The following is a 24708-nucleotide window of genomic DNA, read 5'->3' as shown; positions in this document are numbered from 1 at the left end:
TTAGGCTCTAGTATGACTTGACCACGCCGTCGCTATTTTGGGTTGCCACAGAATAAGTCGTTTAAATCAGCGCCTGAGACTGCGACGCGCGCCTCGAATCACAATAATTAGCGGACGTCCCTTTCAGTAGTGGACCACCACATACCAGCGAGTAGAAGTAGGCGTATGAGTGAGCAGAAAGTGAACACCGATTCTCAGGCAGTCACTACCAAAAAAGTCTCCCTGGACGACAGGTACACCATTCTCAAGGGCAAGGTACTGCTTTCCGGCATCCAGGCGCTGGTGCGCTTGCCAATTGATCAGATGCGTATCGACCAGGCGCGCGGCCTCAATACCGCCACTTTTATTTCCGGTTACCGCGGATCTCCCCTCGGTGGCTACGACCAGCAGTTGTCCCGTGCCAGCGGACTACTCGACGAATACAACATCCGCTTTGTGCCCGGTGTGAATGAAGAGCTGGCGGCGACTTCCGTATGGGGTTCCCAGCAGGTGGGCCTGTTTGAGGGCGCCGAAGTGGATGGGGTCTGCGGTATCTGGTACGGCAAAACCCCCGGCGTAGACCGCTCCTGCGATGCATTTCGCCACGCCAACGCCGCGGGTTCTTCCCCCAAGGGCGGTGCACTGATCATTTCCGGGGATGACCACGGCTGTAAATCCTCCTCCTATCCCGGGCAATCCGAATTCGCTTTCGTCGATATGCATATCCCGGTGCTGAACCCGGCCACGGTCCAGGAAGTGCTGGATTACGGCCTGTATGGCCTGGAGCTATCTCGTTTCAGCGGCTGCTGGGTGGCGATGATTACCCTCGCAGAAAATATGGACAGCGCTTCCACCGTTGAAGTGGATCCGTCTGCGGTCTCATTCCAGTACCCGGAAATCGAGCGCCCCGAGGGCGGCCTCAATATCCGCAAGCAGGACAATCCCCTCGAGCAGGAAGAGCGCCTGTGGCGCTACAAGCGTCCCGCTGCGCTGGCATTTGCCCGTGCCAACCAGCTGAACAAGCTGGTACTGGATAACCCGGAGGCAACACTGGGTATCGTCACTGCGGGTAAGGCCCATCTGGACCTGATGCAGGCCTTTGAGGATATGGGGATCGACGAGGACGGTGCCCGCGCGCTGGGAATCCGGATTCTCAAGGTGGGCATGACCTATCCGCTGGACGTACCAGGTATCCAGGAGTTTGCCCGCGGCCTCGATTCACTACTGGTGCTCGAAGAAAAACGCAGCCTGATGGAAGTGCAGCTGAAAGAAGAGCTGTACAACGTCCATCTGCGTGACCCGCATTTCCCGCGCATCCTCGGCAAGGTCGACGAGCACGATAATCCGCTGCTTCCCATGTATGGCGAGCTTTCCCCGGCGGTGGTGGCCCAGGTACTTGGTTACCTGCTGGGTGAGGACAACCTGAACGAGCGCGCCAAGCATCGCTTGATGCGGCTCGATGCGCTGGCCGAGCGTATCTCGGCCCAGGCCGGTTCCAGCGTTGCGCGCCTGCCGATGTTCTGTGCCGGTTGCCCCCACAACCGCTCCACTCGCGTGCCCGAGGGCAGCCGAGCGCTGGCGGGGATTGGCTGTCACTACATGGCGCAGTGGCTGGACCGGGAAACCTACACCTTTACCCAGATGGGTGCAGAGGGGGTCAACTGGATTGGCCAGGCGGCCTTTACCAGCGAGCCTCATGTATTCGTCAATCTCGGTGACGGGACCTATTTCCACTCCGGGATTCTCGCGATTCGCGCCGCAGTGGCGGCAAAGGTGAATATCACCTACAAAATCCTGTTTAACGACGCCGTCGCCATGACCGGCGGCCAGCCCCACGATGGCGAACTGCTGCCGGACATGATCTGTCGTCAGGTTCTTGCCGAGGGCGTAAACAAGGTGGTGTTGGTGATGGACAACACCGACAAGTACAAAGGAAAACTGAGCTTCCCCGGTGAGGTGGAAATCCGCCACCGGGATCACATGCCCGCCGTGATGAAGGAATTGCGCGAGGCGCCCGGCTGTACCGTTATTGTTTACGACCAGACCTGTGCCACGGAGCTGCGCCGCAAGCGCAAGCGCGGTCTGTTGCCGAAAGCGGAAGGGCGCCCGTTTATCAACGAGCTGGTGTGTGAGGGCTGTGGGGATTGTGTCACCCAGTCGAGTTGTATCGCCGTGGAAAAAGTTGATACCGCCCTGGGTGACAAGCGCCGTATTAACCAGACCACCTGCAACCAGGATATGTCCTGCGTAAACGGTTTCTGTCCGTCGTTTGTCACGGTGAAGGGCGGCAAGTTGAACAAGCGCGCCGGTGTCGGCGATACCCTGTGTCAGGAAGCGGACAAGCTGCCGGCACCGGAACTGCCGGACCTGAGTGAGCCATTCAACCTGCTGGTGACCGGCGTCGGTGGTACCGGTGTGGTGACCATTGGCGCGTTGCTGGCGATGGCGGCGCATATTGAAGACAAGGCCTGTAGCACCCTGGATCAGACCGGTCTCGCGCAGAAGGGCGGGGCGGTGTACTCCCATGTGCGTTTTGCCAATAGTCCTGAAGCGCTCAAGGCCGTGCGTATCTCTGACGGCCGTGCCGACGGCCTGATGGCCTGTGACCTGATCGCTGCCGGTAACCTGTCTGCGAGTCTCGCCAAGCTGGATGAAACCCACAGCCGCGCAGTGGTGAATACCCATCTGAGCCCAACCGCGGCATCCGTGCTGGGGCGTGAGGACATTCACTCTCCACAGGCGGTACTCGATACCATCAAGGACGCGGTTGCGGAGTTGGATGTGGTGGAGGGGCACGCACTGACCAAGGCGGCACTGGGGGACACCTTGGCGGCGAACATCTTCATGCTCGGTTACGCCTGGCAAAAAGGACTGATTCCGCTGGGGCTGGATGCGATTCGCGAAGCTATTCGCCTGAATGGTGTCGCCGTTGAGGGTAATCTGCAGGGGCTTGCCGCTGGACGATTGGCGGCACAGGACCGCGCGGCGTTGGATCGTCTGCTTTCCCGCGACGAAGAAAAAACCTTGCCTCAAGGGCTGGAAGAAATTGTTGCCCACCGCACTGCCCATCTCACGGGCTATCAGAATGCGGCGCTGGCGCAGCGCTATCGGGCGCTGGTAGACAAGGTCAAGGGGGCGGAAATCCTCAAAGTGCCGGGTAGTGAAGCACTGGCCGAGGTGGTTGCACGCAACTATGCGAAATTGCTTGCCTACAAGGACGAATACGAGGTGGCGCGCCTCTACAGCGATGGGCGCTTTGTGGAATCCCTGCGGGAAAACTTTGCCGGTGACTTTGAGCTGGAGTTCAATTTGGCACCGCCGCTGATCAGCCGCTTCGATAAAAATCTCGGGCGCCCGCGCAAAATCAAGTTCGGTGGCTGGATGCACAAGGCGTTCGGTGTACTGGCCAAATTCAAATTCCTGCGTGGAACCGCTCTGGATGTTTTCGGTTATACCGCCGAGCGCAAGATGGAGCGCTCACTGATTCGTGAATACGAAAAGCTGGTAGATGAAGTCGTTGGCCGTTTGAATGCGGAGAACCACGCTGCAGCCATCGAGCTGCTGGGATATGCGGATCAAATACGCGGTTATGGCCTGGTCAAGGATCGCAATGTGGAGCTGGCGCGGGAAGCACGCGATCTGTCTCTGCAGCGGTTCTACAACCCGAAGGAGACCGTGCAAGACACGCCCGCCCAAGTGGAAGTGTTTGACCCTGCCAAAGCCCAGCAAGTGGGTTGATGCCCCGGTTTCGCGGCGATTGTCGCGAAATTGAGTGGTACAAAAAAAGCGAGCCAATTGGCTCGCTTTTTTTTGTGGATCACATTTCTTGGTGAACCTGTCGGTTTTCAGGGTTGGCTAGTGCCAGCCCCCTATCAACCGTTTTACCAGCCCATTTGCACTCGCAATCCCAGCTGGTTGGTTTTGTCACCGGTAAACTCGTTGTCGCCAAAGATCAGGTTCAGCATCACGCGCACGTTGCGATTGGCATAGTAGTTCACACCAACCTGCGCACTGTTGGCTTTCAGGTCGCGAATATCCCGGTTTTCCATGGTGTCGTAACGGGCTGTGAGCTCCCAGGCGCCGCCCCAGAGGCCATCACCTGAGGGTCTGGCGGAGTTGAAGGCGCCGCGCTTTTGATTGTACGTCTTGTGCTCTCCGGTCAGCATCCAGCTGCCCTGAACATACCAGGTGTGTACCGACTGATCCTGGATATAGCAGCCGAATTGCGGATCGCAGTAGAAGGGTGCCGGTGCGCCAAACTCGTCTTCGAAATCGGCCTCACTCAGAAAGTAGTCGGCCTCAAAATCACCGATGACATATTCCGACTGTACATACAGGGGGCCGTAGCTGCCTGCCAGCTCCAGTGCAGCAGTGGTTACATCTCCGCCAAGGTCGCCGGGGGTGAGCGCCATCAGCTGGGAGGGGCCGCGGCGGCCAGCGTAGTCAGCCTCGGCGGTGAGGTCGCTGGAGTTCTGGTTGGCGTTCTCGTAGTTGATGGACGTGCCCAGGTGGAACGTGGCCATATCGGTATTGATCGGGGCCCACGAGAGGCGGCCTGCAGTGCCGATACCGGCATTGCGCGGGGTGCTGGCGTCGCGCAGGTTAAATGCCATCAAGCCCATGGTGAAGCAGTCCATTACCCCGGTCCAGCCGATGCCCTGCTGGAACTGGTAGTCCTCATACAGGCCTGTGGCACTGGAGAAGGGGCGTTCCAACATGGTGATTTCGTTGGAGCTGGTCATCTCGGCCATGGAGCGGAAGGGCTTGAACTGGCCGATGCGCACCTCGCCGTTCAGGAATTTATGGGCGATAAACACATCGCGGAAGCCGCCGGGGGTACTGCCGCCGGTAAAGTCCTGCTCCAGCACGTATTTCCAGTCGTAGATACTGCCCTTGAGGGTGATGCGCGCCCGGCGAAAATCCGTGGTGCTCACGGGATCTTCGATATCGGTATCGAACAGGTAGGTGTCAAAGTGAATGCGCCCACCCAACGAGGCGGAAAAGTTTCCGTCGTCGGAGGTAATTTTCAGGCCGCCCTTGGATTCCGCTTCATCTGCCGCGGCAGCTCCAGAGAGCAGGCTGGTCATGGTCAAGGCCATCAGGCTCTTGTGGAAGGGTTGCATGTACAGTCCTATTTTTCTGCGAATTTATGGCCGCGGAGTGTATCAGCATCATCAAACTGTCAGAAATTAGAAACATTTCTGACATCTCGCGAATCCATAAAATGATTTATGTCCAACTGTAATAATGTTGTAACAAACGCAGGGTATGGGGTTGCCGGTTCGACACAGGTGAGCCCGGGGCGCAGTTGGGCACTGAAGACAGCTACGACAGCTCGCAGTCATTACGCGAGGGAGTATAGGCAGTTCGCACATCAAGTGTGAGCTGCCGGGGAGAGGTGGGGTGTGAAAGGGTGTCCGAGATTGCTCGCGAAGGCAACCCCGGGAGATTGTTCAGATTTGTTCGATGCTGAATCCGGACTTTTCCAGCAGCTCCGTAACGGACTTGCTTCCCACAAGGTGGCCGGCACCCACCACAACAAACAGGGTTTTGTAGCGCTGGCTGAGCTTGTCGATGTTCTCGGCCATTTCCCGGTTGCGCTGGTAGAACAGCAACTCATAGAGCTGTGCAAATTCCGGGTGTTCGTCCAATCCTTCCTTGATTACCAGCTGGTACAGGGCCTGTTGGTCACCCGATTTCCAGGCCTTGGTCATGCGCGGAACAAAAGTGTCCATTTCCGATACCTGCTCCAGGGTCTGTTGCAGGAAGAGTTCTGGCTTTTTCAGGCTATTCAGCATGCGCAGTTGTTGCAGCACGCTCTCCAGTTCCAGGATCTCTTTTTCTTCCCTGTGTGCCTGATTCAGGAAGTGCCGGTCAATACCGGCCTTGGGGTCGAGGCCGCGCATCTGCATTTCAATCAGGCTGAGGGTGATCATCGCTATGGCAGGGCGCATGCGATTGAAGTTGGCCTCGGGTATCTGGCGTTTACGTAACCACGCCTGGAGTTGTGCATACACTTCCGGGGAAATGTTGTCTTTCAGCTGTTGCCCTGGTGGGTACAGGGATTCCAGCATGACTTTGCTCTGGAGTTCCGGGTCTGACTCCATCGCAATGACATCTGCCTCTACCACCAGTGCGTCGCTATCCCGGTAAGCCTGTTCAATAGTCTCGCGCAGCGGATAAAAGCTGTCGTCGGCGAGATGAATCGAGCCGAGAAGGTAGACGGTGTTGGCGCCTTTTTTTGCCTGCAGTAACAGTCCGCGGTCGCTCTCTGCCCAGGCAGGGGAGGTACAGAGGGCAATTGCTACCGTGATTACGGCAAGTAGCCTGCCCAAATAGGTCTGGATATTACGTGGAGAGTGGCTTGCTGCCATAGAGATCCGGGCGTGCATATGAGTTCCGTCGTATTGTAGTTATGAACTGCTCGCTTCTTGTTCATGGCAAACGTCGAAAACGAGTCAGGCGGCACAAAATTCTACAGGATTCCGCGCGACTTGTGATTTACATCGCCAATGTGGAAATTGAGCGCCGTGGCGCAGAAATCAGCTGTACAATCGAGGTTCCCTCAATGGCTGAACAAAGTCCAGTCAGTGAGGAAATAATTCGAATAGTTTACAGGGATTTGAGGCGTTAGCAGTTATGCGGATTGTTCAACTGGTGCCATCTCTCGATGAAGGAGAGCTCGCACAGGAAGCACTGGAGTTTGCTGTTGAGCTCGCCCGTCTGGGGCATGATTCTGCGGTGATATCCGCTGGTGGGGCGCTGGTTTCCCGCCTCACGCTGCATAACTGCCAGCATTTCGAGTTGCCCCTGAATCAGCGGCGGTGGCTTAACGGACGCTTGCATCGTAAGTTGCGCCAGCAGGTGCAGGCGCTGGATGCAGATATCCTGCTGTGCCGCGGTGCTCAGTGTGCCTGGCATGGCGCTCAGGTATGGAAGCGTCTCCCTGCAGGGAGCCGTCCGCGACTGGTTACCAGTGTGCACCAGTGGCCGACCACCGGACTGTTCCGCAAGCGCCGTGCCAACGCTGCACTGGCGCAGGGGGAGCTGGTCCTTTCGGCCTCCGATGAACTGGCGCAGCAGTTTTCACAGCGTCATTCGGATACAGCCAAGCTGCGCACTTTGTATCGCGGCGTGAACACCCGCGAGCTGGATAAGAATGCAAAGGTTTCCGGTCACTGGCACCACCGGCTCCTGAATGATTTTCCCCAGCTGGAAGAGCGTAACTGGCTGTTGTTGCCGGGGCCCATAGGTCCGGGAAGAGGGCAGGAGCAGTTTCTGGAATTACTCGCGGTACTCAAGCAACAGCGACAGGATATTTTCGGGTTGATCGTAGGCGAGATTATGCCGGGGCACGAGAAGTTTGCCCGCACCCTGGAGCGGCGCGCGGAGACCATGGGGCTGTCGGAATACGTACTGTTTCTTGGACCGCGTCGGGATATGCGGGAGCTCTATGCCAGCGCGCGTATCACGTTTGATCTCACTGGCGACCCTGGTGCCGGACAGCGCTCCAGTGGGCGGGTAGTGGCGGAATCCCTGGCCATGGGTTGCCCCGCGGTGGCAACTGGCGGTACTGGTATCGAGTTGCTGAAGCGGTGTTTCCCGCAAGGCGTAGTGACGGATGCGGGTACCGGCAGCTCAGTAAGTCGTCTCGAAGCGCTGGCATCGGTTGCCGGGGATATTCTGCAGCAGTCAGGTCCGCTGGATTTTTCCGGTTTCAGTCTTACCGAGACTGCCTCGCAAGCCGTGGATTGGTTTAATGACCTTCAGACGGTTAGCTGCGAGTAAACCTGCCAGGTGGCTTTGGCCATGGCGTCGAGGGTGAATTCATCCGCAGCCTGAGCGAACAGCCCGGAGAATGCATTCTCGAATCCTGGATGTGACAGGGCTCGGTCAATTGTCTCGGCAATATGTTCCGGCTCCAGATTTTTAAGCAGGCAGGCCTCCGGCAGGTATTCTTCTGCGCTGCCGCTGTAACTGGCGATCACCGGCTTTCGGTGTAGCAGCGCTTCTACCAGTGTGTAAGGTGTTCCTTCTGCCGCAGCTGGAATGATGACGAGATCTGCGGCCTGCATAAAATTGGCTACCAGGTTATCGCCAGTAAAAAATGTTACGCGCTCTTCAATCCCAAGCTGTGAAACCTGTTTGCGCAGGTTGTCTTTCTCTGGGCCGTCACCCAGAACCATCAAGCGGTAATCCGGCAGCAAGGGCATGGCGGCAATCAATAAATCCACCTGGCGTGCCTTGATCAGCCGGCTCGCCACCAGCAGCCTGGGCTTGTCATCCGGCAGTGATTGCAGGAGCGGCGCGTTCGCGGCCGGCGTGGCCAGCTCGATACCATTGGGGATGATGTTCCAGTCCAGTTTGGAGTTGGCAACGGTAGCGCGGCTAATAGCGATACGTGCATCAAATGCACTGGCCAGCTTGTCTCGAGGGTGCCGCACGTTGTGTCGGGTAATGACCTGTCGGGTTTCTGTGTAGGGTTGCACTGCGGCCAGCAATTGCGCGGATTTGGAGCCGTGGCCGTGTACGATCTGGTATTCGCCCTTGCGAATCAGGTTGGCGAGTCTCCACACCAGGTTTGGATGATGTCGACTGCGATCCGTATTCAGCGGAATAAAATGGATTCTGTCATCGAGGGTGGTGAAGTACCTCGGGTGAGCGATTACCGCTACCTGAGCATCCGTATTGTGTGCCTGCCAGCGTGATAAATCGGCAACATGCTTTTCCAGGCCTCCGTGTTCCCGGCTGGCAATCAGGTGGCAGATAGTCTGAATCATGGGGCTACACGTCCGCTGTCTCTGGTGCGCCGTCCGGGAATTCAAAACATTCAGGCAGGATATTTACGAAGTCCTGATATCGGTACGGCGCCTGGCGAATTGCCCGCACCGGGCATTCAGTAAGGCACCATTCTCTACCGCTGGTATGACAGGGATTTTATCGATATGTGACTGTTTTATTGCGTCGCCTGTAGCCGGTTGTCTTAGAACCTGGTGTGCCAGTTCAGTGATGCAAAGTCGAATCCGGGGTTGGGGGTGTTGGTATAGCCGTTGGAAAAATGGCTGTAGCGGAGAGATAACGTGTTACCACTCTGCAAGGTGTAGCCCGCGGCAAAATGCAGGGAGAAATTGAGGTTGGTAGACAGCTCCACAGCGCCAAAGCTGCGCTCGTCCAGATAAGCCGCGCCCACACCGACTTCACCAAAAAGTCCCCGCGCTTCTCTGCGTGGATACCAGCGGAGTACCGGTTTCAGTTCCCAGATATGCTGCTTTTGATCCCGTCCGCGATAGTCCCGCCACATATAGCTGTAGCTGACCTGGGCCCACCACTGAAAGTGGTGCTGGCTGGGGTAGTCGTAAAACAGATAAGACCAGTTTGCGCCCACCAGATCTGCGCCGGCGGTAGAATCCTGCTGGATCAGTGCACTGCCGATGCCTTTACCTCCGCTCAGGATCAGCTCCTGGGACCCTTCCTTCAGCCAGCCCTCGGCATGTGCAGGGGGGCAGGTGACTGCGCTGGCAATACCGGCAAAAAAAATACAAGGAAAAATACGGGATGCCGGAATGGCCACAGGTCGAGAGAGGGGCATAATCCAAATCGCCAGTTATCGCTGTTAGAGGCTGGTCATTGCAAGATTAGCCGGAATTCCAACATTGGCAAGCCCGGGACGTCGGTGTGAGGAGGTCCCGGGCTTTCTCAGTTTTACCGGTTTTTACCGGTGTTGGATTTTACGCGGGTCAGCGCCACTGTCGTTTCAGCTGCCTGAGTGCGTCCGAATGCAGCTGCCGCGCACGCTCCTGACTCAGGCCGAGCTGCTCGCCGATCACGCGGAAGGAGCAGTCGCGGTCGGAAATCAGGCCATAGCGCAGGCTCAGCACCGTGCGTTGCCTGGGCGGTAATTTAGCCACGGCTTCGCGCAGTCGCTGCGCCAGTTCCTGGTTGGAGACCAGTTCATCGGTATTGAACAGTTCATTGGCCGGCGCGTAGTCCAGCCTGGTGCTGCTCTGGTCATCCGAGATCGGGTCGTCCAGCGAGCCAGTCGGCCCCGGCAGTTTTAGCAGGCTCTGTACCCGCTCCAGGTCCAGCCCGGTCTGTTTAGCGACGTTCTCATCCGATGCCGGTAACCCCTCGGCGCGCACTTGGTTGATGGCCCGATAAATATTGCGCAGGTCATCTTGCACATTGGCGGGCTGGCGAACCAGGTCGTCGTTACGCCGCAAGGTGAGCTGAATTTCCTGCTGGATCCACCAGTAGGCGTATGTAGAAAAACGATACCCCATCTGAGGTTTGAAGCGCTCAATGGCCTTCATCAGTCCGACATTACCCTCCTGAATAAGATCGATAAACGGAACCGACGGATTGCGGAAGCGCTTGGCGATAGCAATCACCAGCCGCAGATTGCACTGGATCAGCTTTTTGCGCTGGGCCTTGAAGCGTTTCATCAGGTTTTGCAATGAGCTGCGGTCCCGCTGGGAAATTTTCCCGGTTTCCAGCAGCTCCGCCGTTTTGGCAATAATCAGGCCGTGATCGTAGGCACCGGTACTGCCGCGCTGTTCCACGCCCTCGCTGCGCAGGTCTACCAGGGTGACCCCGCGTTTTTGCAGCAGGGCGATAATTTTGTCCTCCAGTTCGCGGAGCAGACAGGTCGTTGCGTTTTCCTCTTCCGGAGTCAGCAGATCAAGCCGATACAGGTGTTTGAGGTAATTCTGCATCGGCGTGCTGACGCTTTCCGCCGTTGATTCGCTGGATGTGGACTCCTCTTCGCGAGGCTCCGCACGAGTCTGTATGGGTTGCACCGGATCTTCTTGAGAGAAGTCATCTCCGGCGAGATTGTTGCTATTTTCCTTCAGCCATTGGTCATCCCTTGAGTCGATGTTTACTCGGGACAAAGTCTGAACCTTATGCTTGTGGCAGAGCGGTGTAGCCTTTGTGACCGCCTGCCTGCCGTAAACCACCGGCGTCGTCCTTTCGCAGGATCGAGACATGGCGTTCAAATTGCCATGTAGACAAGTTGAATATAGATGACGGTTGAATGTTGCGCCGGAAAAAGACCGACCAGCAGGTTTCCGGAGTGAAATAACCGGACTAAGACAGCGCTGACAGAGAAAATGGAAGTGAAAAAAGAGAAGGGCAGTTGTTTTAGTTATAACCACGCCGCTCTGACGTGGTCATAACTGTCAGTTTGGTCATTTTGCGAAGGCTCGTCAGTTGACCCGCTTTACCCTCATGGTGCGGCCGCCGGTAGTCTTGCGCATCCGGAAAGAGCCTAAGGCACCGCGTTCGACGGTCACCTGATCGCCATCCCTCAATATGGAACGTTTGGTATCCGTCTGGCGCCACACCTGGCCGTTATCGAGGGTGAAGATGAATTTGCCGTAGGCACCTTCTTCGGCTTTGGTAATGGTGGCGGTGATGGATTCAGGTGCTTCCTCAACCGCCTGCTTCTGCTCCTGGCCAAACTGTTGTTCCGCGTGTTTTTGCAGACTGCCGGTGAGCTTGTCGTAACAGGCGAGACGCTTGTTGTCGTCGCTAAACTGGCTGCACTGTTGAAGCTGTGCCTGCAGGGAATCGGCGCTGGCCAGGGGGGCGCACGCGAGCGTGGCGATAGCTGCCGCGCTTAGTAACAGGGAAGTGGAGAGAGTCTGGGCCTGTGTAATCTTTCGCATAATGTCAGTTGTGATCGTTGAGTTCTAATGATTCTGCCCCAGCGGCGGGCGTCGCACAATCCAATTTGAGCTGCTGGTCACATTCACACCTCGCGTGGCATGGAAAAATGGTTGTGCTGCAGTTTGAAAATAATCATAAATCAACACTTTCAGGGGTTGGAAATGAAAAAACTTGTCGTTCCCGCCATAGCCATTGCCGCCATCGGTGGTTACTTTTATTACGCGAATCTGGATAGCACTGCGCCAGAAGCGGTCACAGCGGAAGAGACCATTGTCGAAGAAATGGAAGCAGCGGTCGCAGAGGCGGAAACCGCCGCTGCCGAGACTGCTAAGTCTTCCGAAGAGATGATGGCATCCGTCGAGGGGGATGTGTTTGCCGATGTGCCGGAAGCCATGGGGCACGCGCTCGACGAAACATCTGAAGCTGTTGAAGAGGCTGCGGATGATGTTGCAGATAAAGTTGCCGAAGTCGCCGATGATATTGAATCCGCCGCGGAGTAATCGGCGTCGCTCTTATTAGGCTCACTTCTGCTTTGCAGGCAATAAAAATACCCGGGTTTCCCCGGGTATTTTTATTTCGAGCGTTTTTAAGGTTTTGCTTGAGCAAACTTTTAGAGAGTGCCGCTAGGGCGGCCCCCGTTTGCTCCCAGGTTCTGTAGCGCCAGGCGAAGGAATCCATCTGCATTTTCCAGCGCGGTCTCTGCCGGCGCGCGTTCCAGTCCGCTCAGGATCATCATGATCGCCACTTTGGCGTTGTGATCGCACTGTTCCAGTATCCGGTCCGCTTCCTCATAGGATACGCCGGTGGCATCGGCGACGATGCGGCGAGTGCGATCCACCAGCTTCTGGTTGGTCGCTTTCACATCCACCATCAGATTGTAAAAACTTTTGCCGATACGGATCATGCTGGCGGTGGTGATCATATTCAGCACCAGCTTCTGTGCCGTACCTGCTTTCATGCGGGTGGAGCCGGTGAGTACCTCGGGCCCGACCTCAGGCAAAATCGCGATATCCGCGTCTTTGGCTATCACCGCCGATTTATTGCAGGCGAGGGCGATGGCAGTGCAGCCGAGACTGCGGGCATAGCGTAAACCGCCGGTAACGTATGGGGTGCGCCCACTTGCGGCGATGCCGACCACTACATCTTTGCTTTGCAGCTCGATGGCTTTCAGGTCTTCTTCGCCAAGCTCTTGACTGTCCTCTGCCCCTTCCTGGGCCCGGTGCACAGCGGCCTCACCACCGGCAATCAGCGGAATGACCATTCCTTCCGGCACGCCGTAGGTCGGCGGGCACTCCACGGCGTCCAGTAGCCCGATACGACCGCTGGTGCCCGCGCCCATATAGATCAGGCGGCCGCCGTTTTTGAAGGCGGTGACCACGGCATCCACGGCACGGGCGATATCGGGGAGGCATTGGCGGACGACAGCGGGCACGCCGCTGTCAGCGTCATTGATTTTTTCGAGGATGCCCATGGTCGGCAGCAGGTCGATATCCTGCGTATCCGGATTGCGGGATTCGCTGGCCAGGGATCCGAGTTCGTTCGCAAGTGACGTGTTCATATCCCCCTCGCCGATTGGGCGCGATGATGAGATGGGTGCGCTGCGGTCAGGCAGGGATGCAGCCGGGCCTCGGAAAGTGTAATCACGGGGTTTCCGCGCCACCACCCGGGGCCCAGGGGGATTGTGATAAGTGCGAACAGGGTCGCTTGTTGATGTGTTGCCAGGGCGCAGTTTGATGCGCGGTTTTAGCCGTTAGCCCTGCGCGTTGAACTGCTTGCCGTTGACACCGATGCTGTCGTCACCCATCAGGTAGAGATAGGTGGGCATAATGTCTTCCGGGGTGGTGACACTTTGCGGGTCTTCGGCCGGGTAGGCGGCGGCGCGCATATTGGTGCGGGTGGCGCCGGGGTTGATGCTGTTGACGCGGATATTCGATACGCCTTCCACTTCATCTGCCAGCACCTGCATCATGCCTTCAGTGGCGAACTTGGATACGGAGTAGGCGCCCCAGTAGGCGCGGCCCTTCAGGCCGACGCCGGAGCCGGTAAAGATCACCGATCCGGCCTTGGACTCTTCCAGCAGCGGCAGCATGGCTTTGGTGAGGCCGAAGGCGGCGTTCACATTGATCTGCATTACCTGCTGCCAGGTGGCGTAGTGGTAGTTGGCAATTGGTGTGCGTTGGCCAAGTACACCAGCATTGTGCAGCAGGCCGTCCAGGCGGCCGAATTCCTGATCCACACCCTGTGCCAGGTACTCCAGTTCTTCCCATTTCACGCCGGCCAGGTCCACTGGCAGGATGGCGGGCTTGGCGCCGCCCGCGGCTTCAATTTCATCGTACACCGCTTCCAGTTTCGGCACGGTGCGCCCCAGCAGAATCACGGTTGCGCCGTGGGCTGCATAGGTTTTCGCGGCGACACGGCCAATGCCGTCTCCGGCGCCGGTAACGAGGATGACCTTGTCTTTCAGCAGGTCTGCGGGTGCGGTGTAGTCGGTGATGGTTTCAGACATCAATGGTCGAGCTCGTTTCTTTTATTGCGGATTTCGATGTTCGTATGCCGTATGTGCCGGCATCGATCATGGCTTGTTCAGATAATGCTGTTGGATCAGCGGCCAGATTTCGCTGGCATTATGAATCAGGTGGTCGGCGTTCCAGTTTTCCGGGTCGTCACCGCTGTCGACATAGCCGTAGCTGCAGGCAACGGTAGGCATGCCCGCGGCGCGTCCGGCCTGGATGTCGCGCACGTGATCGCCCACATAGATTGCTTCAGACGGCTCGCAGCCGATCCGTTTACAGGCAAGCAAAATGGGCTCTGGGTCCGGTTTCCGGTTGGTGACATCGTCCGGGCAGATAATCGCGCCGGGCGTGGGCAGGTGTGCAAATGCTTGCAGCAGCGGAATGGTGTAGGCGGAAGGCTTGTTGGTGACCACGCCCCAGGCAATTCCATATTCCGCCAGTTGGTTCAGCAACTTTTCGATGCCCGGAAAGGGTACCGTGTGCTTGGCGAGGTGTGCGAGATACAGGTCGAGGAGCCGCTCGCGCAGCTGGTCGAACCCGGTCTGGCCCTGGTCGACACCGAAACCCAGGCGCACCATGGCGCGGGCACCGTTGGAAACCACCTCGCGAATGGTGTTGTCCGCCAGTGGCGGGAGTTGCTCCTGTTGGCGCAGCTCATTGAGTACCACCACGAAGTCCGGGGCGGTGTCGAACAGGGTGCCGTCGAGGTCGAACAGTACAGCTTTCATCAATAGGTACTTCTGGATTTATTCTGCGGGTCGGGTGGTGTGCATCAGGTAATTGACGTCTACGTCCCTCGGGTTGAGTTTGTACTGCTTGGTGAGGGGATTGTAGGTCATACCGGTGATGTCGCGGCTTTGCAATCCGGCTTCGCGCACCCAGCGGCCGAGTTCTGACGGGCGGATGAACTTGCCGTATTCGTGGGTGCCCTTGGGCAGCAGGCGCAGGACATACTCGGCGCCAACCACGGCAAATAACCAGCCTTTGGGAGTGCGATTGATGGTAGAGAAGAACAGGTGGCCACCGGGCTTGACCAGTTTGGCGCAGGCGCGAATGACAGAGGCCGGGTCGGGCACGTGTTCGAGCATTTCCAGGCAGGTAACGATGTCATAGCTGCCGGGTTCTTTTTCGGCGAGTTCTTCTACCGGGATCCGCCGGTAGTCAATGCTGACGCCGCTCTCCAGCGCATGTAGCCTGGCCACATTGAGTGGGGCTTCACCCATGTCGATACCGGTAACTTCTGCGCCGCGCTGGGCCATGGACTCGGTGAGGATGCCGCCGCCGCAGCCGACGTCGAGCAGTTTCTTGCCGGCGACGGGGGCGCGCTGGTCTATATAGTTGGCGCGCAGGGGGTTGATCTCGTGCAGGGGCTTGAATTCACCCTGCTGGTCCCACCAGCGGCTGGCCAGTTGTTCGAATTTGGCGATTTCTGCCGGATCTACGTTGGTCATTTGGGCCTTAATGTCTGTGTGGGATCCATTTCTCCCACCTTTGCTGGCGCTGCCGTTCCCGGAAACGGTTCCCGGGACCACCAGCTTCGATTCTTATTGTCTGACTACGTCAGCACCTGCCTAGTTCAGGCGACCCGCGATTCTATCACGCCATACCCCGGCTCGTTGCCTGAGTTCCTCCTCGTTCAGGGTGGTCAGCTCGCGCTCTTTCAGGAGCTGCTTCCCTGCCACCCACACGTTGCGCACATTGTGCCCGTTGGCGGTGTAGATCAGCTGGGACAGCGGGTCGTGCAGCGGTTGCTGCTCCAGCGCGCTCAAATCCACCGCACACAGGTCTGCGGCTTTGCCGGCTTCCAGGCTGCCGGTCACATCGTCGATACCCAGGGCGCGGGCGCCGTTGATGGTGGCCATGGCGAGGGCCTGATGGGCGGGCAGGGTGGCGGCGTCGCCAGCGACGGCCTTGGCCAGCAGGGCGGCGGTGTTCGTTTCCAGCAGCATGTCGAGTCCGTTGTTACTGGCTGCGCCATCGGTGCCGATGGAGACGTTGATGCCGGCCTCCAGCAGCTTGCCCACCGGGCTGAACCCGGAAGCGAGTTTGAGGTTGGAGCGCGGGCAGTGGGCGATGTGGGCGCCGGTTTTCTGCAGCAGGGTGATGTCGTCGTCGTTGAGTGCGGTCATGTGCACACACAGCATTTCCGGGGACAGCAGGCCGAGGCGGTGCAGGCGCTGGGTGGGGCGCTCGCCGGTATCGCTCACGGCGCGTTCCACCTCGCCGGCGGTTTCGTGCAGGTGCATCTGTACCGCCATGCCCAGCTCACCGGCGTACACGGCGATTTTCGCCAGGGTTTCATCGCCTACGGTGTAGGGTGCATGTGGGGCGAAGGCGAGGCCGATACGCGGGTGGGAACGGTAGTCGTCGCGCAGGGCGAGCCCTTTCTCGATGGCGTCAAAGCCGTTTCTGGACCAGGCATTGGGGAAGTCGATCACCGGAAAGGCGATCTGAGCACGCATGCCGGCGTCGCGGGCGGCCGCAGCGGTGGCTTCCGGGAAGAAGTACTGGTCGGAGAAGGTGGTGGTGCCGCTTTTCAGCATTTCGGCAATGGCGAGGCGGGTGCCGTCACCGACAAACTCCGGGGCAACCCATTGTTGCTCCGCTGGCCAGATATGCTTCTCCAGCCAGGTCATCAGCGGGTGGTCGTCGGCAAAGCCGCGCAGCAGGCTCATGGCAGCGTGGTTATGGGTGTTGATCAGCCCCGGAATGAGTACCTGCTCGTCCAGAAAGTGCTCTTCCGAGGGGGCAAACCGGTGCTGCGCTTCCGTCCTGGGCAGGATGGCGACGATGACGCCGTCATCAATGGCTAGCGAGCAATTCTCATACACGCGCTGTTGGGGGATCACGGGAATAATCCAGCGAGCGTGTATCAGGGTGTCGATCGGTTGTTTTTTGTTCGCGCTGCGAGGTTGATCGGGGGTTTTTGCGGTAGCCATTGTCTGTTTTTTGTCCCAGAGGAAAGTCGCAGACTTTAGCGGCGTAACTCGGCGTGAACAAGTCTGCACAAGTCGTCCTACGCGGCGCCAGTTGTGGTAGAATCGCCCGCTTGATCGGGGCTGTGACCAGTGAGCCCCGCCTGTTTCTCAGCCTTTGGCTGTGCTACCCGATGTCGGGTACGCCGTCTGGGCATTGAGGGGGCCAGCCCTTGCTGGCGGCGTTAACGATAAGGAATGCCTGAAAATATGGGCGAAATAGCCAAAGAAATTTCTCCGATCAATATCGAAGAAGAGCTTAAGCAATCCTACCTCGACTACGCGATGAGCGTGATTGTGGGCCGTGCGTTGCCTGATGTGCGCGACGGACTCAAGCCGGTACACCGGCGCGTGCTCTTCGCCATGAACGAACTCAAAAACGACTGGAACAAGCCCTACAAAAAGTCTGCTCGTGTAGTGGGCGACGTGATCGGTAAGTACCATCCGCATGGCGATAGTGCGGTCTACGATACCATCGTGCGTATGGCCCAGCCGTTCTCCCTTCGCTATATGCTGGTCGACGGCCAGGGCAACTTCGGTTCCATCGACGGCGATAGCGCGGCTGCAATGCGTTATACCGAGATCCGTATGGACAAGCTCGCCCACGAGCTGCTGTCGGATCTGGATAAAGAAACCGTCAACTTTGTCGATAACTACGATGGCTCCGAGCAGATGCCGGAAGTCCTGCCATCGCGGGTGCCCAACCTGCTGGTTAACGGTTCCTCCGGTATTGCGGTTGGTATGGCCACGAACATTCCGCCTCACAATATGAGTGAAGTGGTGCGCGGCTGTCTGGCGCTGATCGATAACAGTGAGCTGTCTATCGATGAGCTGATGGAATATATCCCCGGCCCGGATTTTCCCACGGGTGCGATCATCAATGGGCGCGCCGGTATTCTGATGGCCTACCGCACTGGCCGCGGACGAATCTATATCCGTGCCAAGGCGGAAGTACTGCGGGACGAAAAGTCCGGCCGCGAAACCATCATCATTCACGAGATTCCCTACCAGCTGAACAAGGCGCGCCTGATCGAGCGTATCGCCGAGCTGGTAAAAGACAAGAAAATCGAAGGTATTTCCGAGCTGCGCGATGAGTCTGACAAAGACGGCCTGCGTGTGGTTATCGAACTCAAGCGCGGTGAATTGGGTGATGTTGTCCTGAACAACCTCTATTCCCAGACGCAGCTGGAGAGCGTTTTCGGCATCAACATGGTGGCGCTGGTAGACGGCCAGCCAAAACTGCTGAACCTCAAGCAGCTGCTGGAATACTTCATTCGCCACCGTCAGGAAGTGGTTACCCGACGCACTGTGTACCTGTTGCGCAAGGCGCGCGAGCGTGGGCATATCCTGGAAGGTCTGGCGATTGCCATTTCCAACATCGATCCGGTGATTGAGCTGATCAAGGCCTCCGCCACCCCGGCAGACGCCCGTGAGGCATTGCTGGCCAAGGGTTGGCCGGTAGGTGAGGTGCAGCAGTTCCTGGAACGTGCCGGTGCCGATGCATGTCGCCCAGACGACCTGCCGCAGGAGTTTGGCCTGCGCGACGGCAGCTACTACCTGTCTCCGGCTCAGGCCCAGGCCATCCTTGAGTTGCGCCTGCACCGTCTGACCGGTATGGAGCACGACAAGCTGCTGGCGGAATACAGCGAGCGTCTCGAGCAGATTGCCGAGTACCTGGAAATTCTGGGTAGCCCGGAACGCCTGATGCAGGTGATCCGCGAAGAGCTGGAAACGCTGGAACAAGAGTACGGCGATGCCCGTCGCACCGATATCGTGGCTTCCCGCCAGGACCTTTCTGTAGAGGATCTGATCACCCCGGAAGACAAGGTGGTGACCATCTCCCATGGCGGTTACGCCAAGAGCCAGCCGCTGGCCGACTATCAGGCGCAGCGTCGTGGCGGCATGGGTAAATCTGCCACCCAGGTGAAAGACGAAGACTTTGTCGAACACCTGCTGATCGCCAATTCCCACGACACTATTCTTTGCTTCTCCAACCACGGCAAGGTGTACTGGCTGAAGGTCTACGAGGTACCCACTGCAGGGCGCGCATCTCGCGGTCGTCCGATGGTGAATATGTTGCCGTTGGAAGAGGGCGAGCGCATCAGCAGCATGATGCCGGTATCCGAGTATGACGAAGACCACTTTATTTTCTTCGCCACCGCCAACGGTACGGTGAAGAAGACCCCGCTCACCGCTTTCTCCCGTCCGCGCAGTGTTGGTTTGCGCGCGATCGAGTTGGAAGAGGGGGATCGCCTGGTAGCCACCGCGATTACCGATGGCAGCCGCGACGTGCTGCTGCTGACCAGTGCCGGCAAGGCCGCGCGCTTCTCCGAGCAGAACGTGCGTTCCATGGGGCGTGTGTCCCGCGGTGTGCGCGGTATCCGCATGGCCGACGAGGTTTATGTGATCGCCATGGTGATCCCGGAAGAGGGCGGCTCGGTGATGATGGTTACCGAGAATGGCTACGGCAAGCGCACTGCAACAGCAGACTTCCCCACCAAGGGGCGCGGTAACCAGGGTGTTATTGCTATCGCTGAAAGTGAGCGTAACGGTGCCCTGGTTGGCGCCTGTCAGGTTCACCCGGGCGAGGAAATCATGTTGATTTCCGACCAGGGTACCCTGGTGCGGACCCGTGTCGACGAGGTGTCGATCCTCGGTCGTAACACGCAGGGTGTCCGGGTTATCCGCCTGAAGAGCGGTGAGCACCTTGTGGGTCTGGCGCGGATTCAGGAAGCAGATGACCCCGAAGGTGAGGGTGAAGCGGCTGCTGACGGTGCCGTCGAGGAGTAATGACTGAATCTGGTTGACCCCCAAAAGGCTGCGAAATCTCGCGGCCTTTTTTGGCTTTGTGCGGTCAGCATTGTTGCCTGGCGAAAGGCCTGTAACTCCCGGTGATGTGTTTTGGGTTTGGGGGTTTCGACATTGGCCCATCTGGTGAATTTTTAATTCAGGGCGCCCCGGTTTGCTCCGGGGTGTACATACATTTGTTTTCTTCTGTGGAAGTACGTCGATGAGGAAGTTTAATTTCTGTGCGGGTCCTGCGGCGCTGCCGGAGCCAGTATTGCGGCAGGCGCAGGAAGAGTTGTTGGACTGGCAGGGTGTGGGCTGCTCGGTAATGGAGATCAGTCACCGCTCGCCAGAGTTTACCGCAGTGGCGGAAGAGGCTGAGCAGGATCTGCGGGACCTGCTGGGCATTCCCGACAACTACAAGGTGCTGTTCCTACAGGGCGGCGCAACCGGCCAGTTCAGTGCAATTCCCTGGAACCTGTTCGGTGCCGGCAGCAAGACTGCCGACTACATCCACACGGGGCAGTGGGCGGAAAAGGCCATCAAGGAGGCGCGGCGCTACGGCGAGGTGAATATCGTGGCCTCGGCAGAAGATCGCAACTTTTCCTATGCGCCGGCGGCGGATACCTGGCAGGAAAGCAGCGACGCCGCTTACTTCCACTACACGCCCAACGAGACCATTGGTGGTGTCGAGTTTCCGTACATTCCAGAGGTGAAAAGTCCGCTGGTTGCGGATATGTCCTCCACCATCCTGTCGCAGCCGCTTGCGGTAGAGAAGTTCGGCTTTATTTACGCCGGAGCGCAGAAAAATATCGGTCCGTCGGGTATCGCCGTGGGTATTGTGCGCGATGACCTGTTGGACCGCGCGCTGCCGGATATTCCGCGCAGTCTCAGCTGGAAAGTTGCCGCAGATGGTCAGTCCATGGACAACACCCCGCCCACCTTTGCCTGGTACCTTTCCGGGTTGGTGTTCAAGTGGCTGAAGGCCCAGGGCGGTGTCGAGGCAATGGCGGAGTTGAGCCTGAAAAAATCCCAATTGCTTTACGGGTTCCTCGATCGCAGTGATTTCTTCTCCAGTCCGGTCTCGGTGGAGAGTCGCTCGCGGATGAATGTGCCGTTTGTTCTTGCGGACGACAGCCTCGACAAGAAATTCCTGGCAGAGTCCGAGGAAGCCGGCCTGCTGGCACTCAAGGGGCACCGTTCCGTGGGCGGTATGCGCGCCTCCCTGTACAACGCGGTTCCGCTGGAGGCGGTGGAAGCACTGGTGGCCTTTATGGCGGACTTCGAGCAGCGCAACGGTTAATTCGAGTATTGAATCAGAATTTAGGCGAGAGATATGTCTGAACAAAAGCCGCCGCAGGACGAGCGTCTGCTCGAACTGCGCAATCGCATCGACAATATCGACAGCGATATCGCACGGCTGATTTCCGAGCGCGCCAATTGCGCGCTGGAAGTCGCGGAAGTGAAAAAGAGTAACGGCGAAGATGCGTTGTATTACCGCCCCGAGCGCGAGGCGCAGGTATTGCGTCGCGCGATGGAACGCAATCCCGGGCCGCTGACCGGTGAAGAAATGGCGCGCCTGTTTCGCGAAATCATGTCTGCGTGCCTGGCCCTGGAAGAGCCCATTAAGGTGGCCTACCTCGGCCCCGAGGGCACGTTTACCCAGCAGGCGGCACTGAAGCATTTCGGCCACTCTGCGGTGTCCAAACCGCTGGCGGCAATCGATGAGGTGTTCCGCGAGGTGGAAGCTGGCGCGGTGAATTACGGCGTGGTGCCGGTTGAGAATTCCACCGAGGGCGTGGTCAACCACACCCTGGATAACTTCATGACCTCAAACCTGAAGATCTGTGGTGAGGTGGAGCTGCGGATTCACCAGCACCTGATGATTTCGGATATTACCCGCAAGGAATCCATCACTCGTATTTATTCCCACGCCCAGAGCCTGGCGCAGTGTCGCAAGTGGCTGGATTCCTACTACCCCAATGTGGAGCGGGTCGCAGTGGCGAGTAACGCGGAAGCGGCCAAGCGGGTAAAGGGTGAGTGGAATGCAGCGGCCATTGCCGGCGATATGGCGGCGGAACTGTATGGCCTGAAAATCCTGAATGAAAAAATCGAGGACCGCCCGGATAACTCCACCCGGTTCCTGATTATCGGCTCCCAGGCCGTGCCGGCCAGTGGCGATGACAAAACCTCCCTGATGGTTTCCATGCGCAACGAGCCGGGTGCACTGCACGATCTGCTGGTGCCGTTCCAGACCCACGGTATTGATCTGACCCGGGTGGAAACTCGTCCGGCGCAGACTGGCAACTGGACTTACGTCTTCTTTATCGATTTTGTCGGTCACCAGGATGGCGACAATGTGGCGGCGGCGCTGAAGGATGTCGGTGCCTGTGCATCGGATATGAAAGTGCTGGGCTCCTACCCGCGCGGAGTGCTGTAAATGTCGCAGGCGGGGGATCGGGGCAGGCAGGAAGCCTTGAGCGACACTGGTGCGAATGATCCTGTAGTGGGGCGCCTGGTCGTGGTCGGTATTGGCCTGATTGGCGGTAGTCTTGCGCTGGGTCTGAAAGCTGCCAGCGGTTGCCGTGAGGTCATTGGCGTGGCGCGTCGCGCACAGACCTGTGAGCAGGCGGTGGCGCTCGGTGTTGTGGACCGTGCGGTTACCGATATTGCCGAGGTGCTGCCGGAACTACAGGCTGGGGATGTGATTTTTGTGTCCGTGCCCACCCTGACGGTAGAGGCGGTATTCGCCCAGCTGAAAGGCCGCCTTCCTGACGGCGTTACCGTAACCGATGGTGCCAGTGTAAAGGGCAGTGTGATTGCTGCAGCGGAAAATGTATGGGGTGTAGTGCCGGAGTTTCTGGTGCCCGGGCATCCGATTGCTGGTTCCGAGCAGAGTGGTGTTACCGCCGCACGTGACGATCTCTATATTGCCCACCGCATCATCCTCACCCCGGGGGAGAGTACTGGGGCAGTGCATGTGCAACGTGTCCAGGCTATGTGGCAAGCCGTGGGCGCCGAGGTGCTGAACATGCCGGTGTCGGAGCACGACGAAGTGCTGGCCGCCACCAGCCATCTGCCGCATGTGATTGCCTTCGGCCTGGTGGATACCCTTGCGCACGACGCGGAGAATGAAAATATCTTCCGTTACGCCGCCGGTGGCTTTCGCGACTTTACCCGTATCGCCTCCAGCGATCCGGTGATGTGGCGGGACATCATGCTCGCCAACCGGGACGCGATTTTAAAATCGATCGATCTCTACACCTCCAATCTGGCGTCCCTGCGCAGTGCCATTGCCAGCGGCGACAGCGAACACCTGATGGGGGTTTTTACCCGTGCCAAGGCGGCGCGGGATCACTTTACAAAAATGCTGGCCAAAAAAGCGTATACAGAAACTATGGAAGCGAAGGAAGTAACTTTTATCGCCCAGCCGGGCGGTGCTGTGAATGGTGATCTGCGAGTGCCGGGCGACAAGTCTATGTCGCACCGCTCAATCATGCTGGGTTCCCTGGCGGAAGGCGTCACCGAAGTAGAAGGATTTCTTGAGGGCGAGGACGCACTGGCCACCCTGCAATCTTTCCGTGATATGGGTGTGGTGATCGAAGGGCCGGTCAATGGTCGCGTCACCATCCACGGTGTTGGTATGCACGGCTTGCAGGCACCTCCCGGGCCACTGTACGTCGGTAATTCCGGTACTTCCATGCGCCTGCTGGCAGGGCTGCTGGCTGGCCAGAAGTTTGATGTGACCCTGACCGGTGACGAGTCCCTTTCCAAGCGCCCCATGAATCGCGTGGCCAATCCGCTGCGTGAAATGGGTGCCGAGGTGGAAACCGGCGAGGGTGGCCGTCCTCCGCTAAAGATCAAGGGTGGCAAGGCGCTGAAGGCGATCGATTACACTTTGCCCATGGCGAGTGCGCAGGTGAAATCCTGTGTGTTGCTGGCCGGCCTGTACGCCGATGGTGAAACCAGTACCACTGAGCCTGCTCCCACGCGGGATCATACCGAGCGGATGCTGGCGGGCTTTGGCTACGAGGTGCAGCGCGATGGCGCCCGCGCCAGTCTCGCCGGTGGCGGCAAGCTGTCCGCATGCCAGATCGATGTACCTGCAGATATTTCTTCCGCGACTTTCTTCATGGTGGCGGCCAGCATCGCGCCGGGCTCGGATGTGTTGCTGCAGCACGTGGGGATCAACCCGACGCGCGACGGTGCCATCACAATCCTGCGGGAGATGGGTGCCGACATTACCCTTGAAAATCGCCGGGAAGTGGGCGGCGAGCCGGTTGCGGATATCCGCGTGCGCTACGCTCCCCTGAAAGGCATCAATATTCCGGAAGATCAGGTTCCCCTGGCGATCGACGAATTTCCGGCAATTTTTGTCGCCGCTGCCTGTGCCGAAGGTGAGACGGTTCTGACCGGCGCCGAAGAGCTGCGGGTCAAGGAGAGTGACCGTATCCAGGCGATGGCGGACGGCCTCAAGATTCTTGGGATTGACGCCGAGCCGACCCCGGATGGCATTGTGATTCAGGGTAAGGGTGGTAGCGACACCGTATTTGGCGGTGGTGAGGTGGACAGTCTGGGCGATCACCGTATTGCCATGTCGTTCGCTGTAGCCGCCCTGCGCGCCGGCGCGGATATTCGTATCCAGCACTGCGCCAATGTCGCGACCTCGTTCCCGAACTTCGCTGAGCTGGCCACCAATGCGGGTATGAAACTGGAGGTGCGCTGAGCGCGCCTCCAGCCTATACCGCTAACCTAGAACCCGATCCGCAAGATTAACGCGAGCAGTA

At 58.3% G+C, this 24708-nt stretch carries 18 protein-coding genes; 7 read left to right on the top strand and 11 right to left on the bottom strand.

Annotated features, from left to right (window positions below):
* Positions 1-165 precede the first annotated feature (165 nt).
* Positions 166-3717 (top strand): indolepyruvate ferredoxin oxidoreductase family protein, encoded by a 3552-nt coding sequence (locus HUW35_RS17600; protein ID WP_181253515.1) that lies wholly within the window; start codon positions 166-168, stop codon positions 3715-3717.
* A 143-nt stretch (positions 3718-3860) separates the two neighbouring features.
* Here HUW35_RS17600 and HUW35_RS17595 read toward each other — a convergent pair whose 3' ends face one another.
* The gene (locus HUW35_RS17595) at positions 3861-5102 is read right to left on the bottom strand and encodes an OprO/OprP family phosphate-selective porin (RefSeq protein WP_181253514.1); all 1242 of its coding nucleotides are present in this window, start codon (positions 5100-5102) and stop codon (positions 3861-3863) included.
* 330 nt (positions 5103-5432) lie between these two features.
* Entirely contained in the window at positions 5433-6353 is a 921-nt protein-coding gene (locus tag HUW35_RS17590) for a TraB/GumN family protein (RefSeq protein ID WP_255463366.1), read from the bottom strand.
* Between the two features lie 265 nt (positions 6354-6618).
* Between HUW35_RS17590 and HUW35_RS17585 the strand changes: the two genes are divergently transcribed.
* Positions 6619-7767 (top strand): glycosyltransferase, encoded by a 1149-nt coding sequence (locus tag HUW35_RS17585; RefSeq protein ID WP_181253512.1) that lies wholly within the window; start codon positions 6619-6621, stop codon positions 7765-7767.
* Here the strand turns inward: HUW35_RS17585 and HUW35_RS17580 are convergent.
* The 4 genes from HUW35_RS17580 to HUW35_RS17565 all read right to left on the bottom strand — a co-directional run bounded on the left by HUW35_RS17580 (position 7746) and on the right by HUW35_RS17565 (position 11645).
* Positions 7746-8759, bottom strand: coding sequence for a glycosyltransferase family 4 protein (locus tag HUW35_RS17580; protein ID WP_181253511.1), 1014 nt, complete (start codon positions 8757-8759; stop codon positions 7746-7748). The two genes, HUW35_RS17585 and HUW35_RS17580, sit on opposite strands and share 22 nt — an antisense overlap.
* Before the next feature lie 203 nt (positions 8760-8962).
* The gene (locus tag HUW35_RS17575) at positions 8963-9568 is read right to left on the bottom strand and encodes an acyloxyacyl hydrolase (RefSeq protein ID WP_181253510.1); all 606 of its coding nucleotides are present in this window, start codon (positions 9566-9568) and stop codon (positions 8963-8965) included.
* 148 nt (positions 9569-9716) lie between these two features.
* Entirely contained in the window at positions 9717-10868 is a 1152-nt protein-coding gene (locus tag HUW35_RS17570) for an RNA polymerase sigma factor RpoD/SigA (RefSeq protein WP_181253509.1), read from the bottom strand.
* 315 nt (positions 10869-11183) lie between these two features.
* Positions 11184-11645 carry a hypothetical protein gene (locus tag HUW35_RS17565; protein ID WP_181253508.1) on the bottom strand — a complete coding sequence of 154 codons (462 nt, stop codon included), beginning with the start codon at positions 11643-11645 and terminating at the stop codon, positions 11184-11186.
* Positions 11646-11807: 162 nt separating this feature from the next.
* Between HUW35_RS17565 and HUW35_RS17560 the strand changes: the two genes are divergently transcribed.
* The gene (locus HUW35_RS17560; protein WP_181253507.1) at positions 11808-12146 is read left to right on the top strand and encodes a hypothetical protein; all 339 of its coding nucleotides are present in this window, start codon (positions 11808-11810) and stop codon (positions 12144-12146) included.
* Between the two features lie 110 nt (positions 12147-12256).
* Here HUW35_RS17560 and murQ read toward each other — a convergent pair whose 3' ends face one another.
* From murQ to HUW35_RS17535, 5 genes are all read right to left on the bottom strand, one after another.
* Positions 12257-13204 carry an N-acetylmuramic acid 6-phosphate etherase gene (murQ, locus tag HUW35_RS17555; protein WP_181253506.1) on the bottom strand — a complete coding sequence of 316 codons (948 nt, stop codon included), beginning with the start codon at positions 13202-13204 and terminating at the stop codon, positions 12257-12259.
* Positions 13205-13396: 192 nt separating this feature from the next.
* Positions 13397-14140 carry a YciK family oxidoreductase gene (locus HUW35_RS17550; protein ID WP_305075985.1) on the bottom strand — a complete coding sequence of 248 codons (744 nt, stop codon included), beginning with the start codon at positions 14138-14140 and terminating at the stop codon, positions 13397-13399.
* 78 nt (positions 14141-14218) lie between these two features.
* Entirely contained in the window at positions 14219-14887 is a 669-nt protein-coding gene (locus HUW35_RS17545; protein ID WP_181253504.1) for an HAD family hydrolase, read from the bottom strand.
* Between the two features lie 18 nt (positions 14888-14905).
* Entirely contained in the window at positions 14906-15610 is a 705-nt protein-coding gene (gene ubiG, locus HUW35_RS17540) for a bifunctional 2-polyprenyl-6-hydroxyphenol methylase/3-demethylubiquinol 3-O-methyltransferase UbiG (protein WP_181253503.1), read from the bottom strand.
* Positions 15611-15730: 120 nt separating this feature from the next.
* Positions 15731-17098, bottom strand: coding sequence for a TRZ/ATZ family hydrolase (locus HUW35_RS17535; protein ID WP_181253502.1), 1368 nt, complete (start codon positions 17096-17098; stop codon positions 15731-15733).
* Positions 17099-17344: 246 nt separating this feature from the next.
* Here HUW35_RS17535 and gyrA point away from each other — a divergent pair, with 246 nt between their 5' ends.
* The 4 genes from gyrA to HUW35_RS17515 all read left to right on the top strand — a co-directional run bounded on the left by gyrA (position 17345) and on the right by HUW35_RS17515 (position 24647).
* Positions 17345-19924, top strand: coding sequence for a DNA gyrase subunit A (gene gyrA, locus HUW35_RS17530; protein WP_181253501.1), 2580 nt, complete (start codon positions 17345-17347; stop codon positions 19922-19924).
* 220 nt (positions 19925-20144) lie between these two features.
* Positions 20145-21224, top strand: a complete 1080-nt coding sequence (serC, locus tag HUW35_RS17525; protein WP_181253500.1) for a 3-phosphoserine/phosphohydroxythreonine transaminase — start codon at positions 20145-20147, stop codon at positions 21222-21224.
* Between the two features lie 33 nt (positions 21225-21257).
* A complete protein-coding gene (gene pheA, locus HUW35_RS17520; protein ID WP_181253499.1) occupies positions 21258-22361 on the top strand; it encodes a prephenate dehydratase in 1104 nt (367 codons plus the stop codon).
* Positions 22362-24647 carry a bifunctional prephenate dehydrogenase/3-phosphoshikimate 1-carboxyvinyltransferase gene (locus tag HUW35_RS17515; RefSeq protein ID WP_181253498.1) on the top strand — a complete coding sequence of 762 codons (2286 nt, stop codon included), beginning with the start codon at positions 22362-22364 and terminating at the stop codon, positions 24645-24647. It begins immediately after the preceding gene.
* Positions 24648-24708 lie beyond the last annotated feature (61 nt).

This window comes from Microbulbifer sp. YPW1 (assembly GCF_013367775.1).
In the GTDB taxonomy this organism is placed as follows: Bacteria; Pseudomonadota; Gammaproteobacteria; order Pseudomonadales; family Cellvibrionaceae; genus Microbulbifer.
The sequence above is the reverse complement of the archived record's forward strand: the minus strand, read 5'-3'. Positions and strand labels throughout refer to the sequence as shown.

Bases quoted from the DNA above. Each gene is read 5' to 3' on its own strand.
- murQ (WP_181253506.1), bottom strand. From the start codon at position 13,204: ATGAACACGTCACTTGCGAACGAACTCGGATCCCTGGCCAGCGAATCC.
- HUW35_RS17545 (WP_181253504.1), bottom strand. From the start codon at position 14,887: ATGAAAGCTGTACTGTTCGACCTCGACGGCACCCTGTTCGACACCGCC.
- pheA (WP_181253499.1), top strand. From the start codon at position 21,258: ATGTCTGAACAAAAGCCGCCGCAGGACGAGCGTCTGCTCGAACTGCGC.
- HUW35_RS17595 (WP_181253514.1), bottom strand. From the start codon at position 5,102: ATGCAACCCTTCCACAAGAGCCTGATGGCCTTGACCATGACCAGCCTG.
- HUW35_RS17590 (WP_255463366.1), bottom strand. From the start codon at position 6,353: ATGGCAGCAAGCCACTCTCCACGTAATATCCAGACCTATTTGGGCAGG.
- HUW35_RS17600 (WP_181253515.1), top strand. From the start codon at position 166: ATGAGTGAGCAGAAAGTGAACACCGATTCTCAGGCAGTCACTACCAAA.
- serC (WP_181253500.1), top strand. From the start codon at position 20,145: ATGAGGAAGTTTAATTTCTGTGCGGGTCCTGCGGCGCTGCCGGAGCCA.
- HUW35_RS17535 (WP_181253502.1), bottom strand. From the start codon at position 17,098: ATGGCTACCGCAAAAACCCCCGATCAACCTCGCAGCGCGAACAAAAAA.
- HUW35_RS17560 (WP_181253507.1), top strand. From the start codon at position 11,808: ATGAAAAAACTTGTCGTTCCCGCCATAGCCATTGCCGCCATCGGTGGT.
- HUW35_RS17585 (WP_181253512.1), top strand. From the start codon at position 6,619: ATGCGGATTGTTCAACTGGTGCCATCTCTCGATGAAGGAGAGCTCGCA.
- gyrA (WP_181253501.1), top strand. From the start codon at position 17,345: ATGGGCGAAATAGCCAAAGAAATTTCTCCGATCAATATCGAAGAAGAG.
- ubiG (WP_181253503.1), bottom strand. From the start codon at position 15,610: ATGACCAACGTAGATCCGGCAGAAATCGCCAAATTCGAACAACTGGCC.
- HUW35_RS17580 (WP_181253511.1), bottom strand. From the start codon at position 8,759: ATGATTCAGACTATCTGCCACCTGATTGCCAGCCGGGAACACGGAGGC.
- HUW35_RS17565 (WP_181253508.1), bottom strand. From the start codon at position 11,645: ATGCGAAAGATTACACAGGCCCAGACTCTCTCCACTTCCCTGTTACTA.
- HUW35_RS17515 (WP_181253498.1), top strand. From the start codon at position 22,362: ATGTCGCAGGCGGGGGATCGGGGCAGGCAGGAAGCCTTGAGCGACACT.
- HUW35_RS17575 (WP_181253510.1), bottom strand. From the start codon at position 9,568: ATGCCCCTCTCTCGACCTGTGGCCATTCCGGCATCCCGTATTTTTCCT.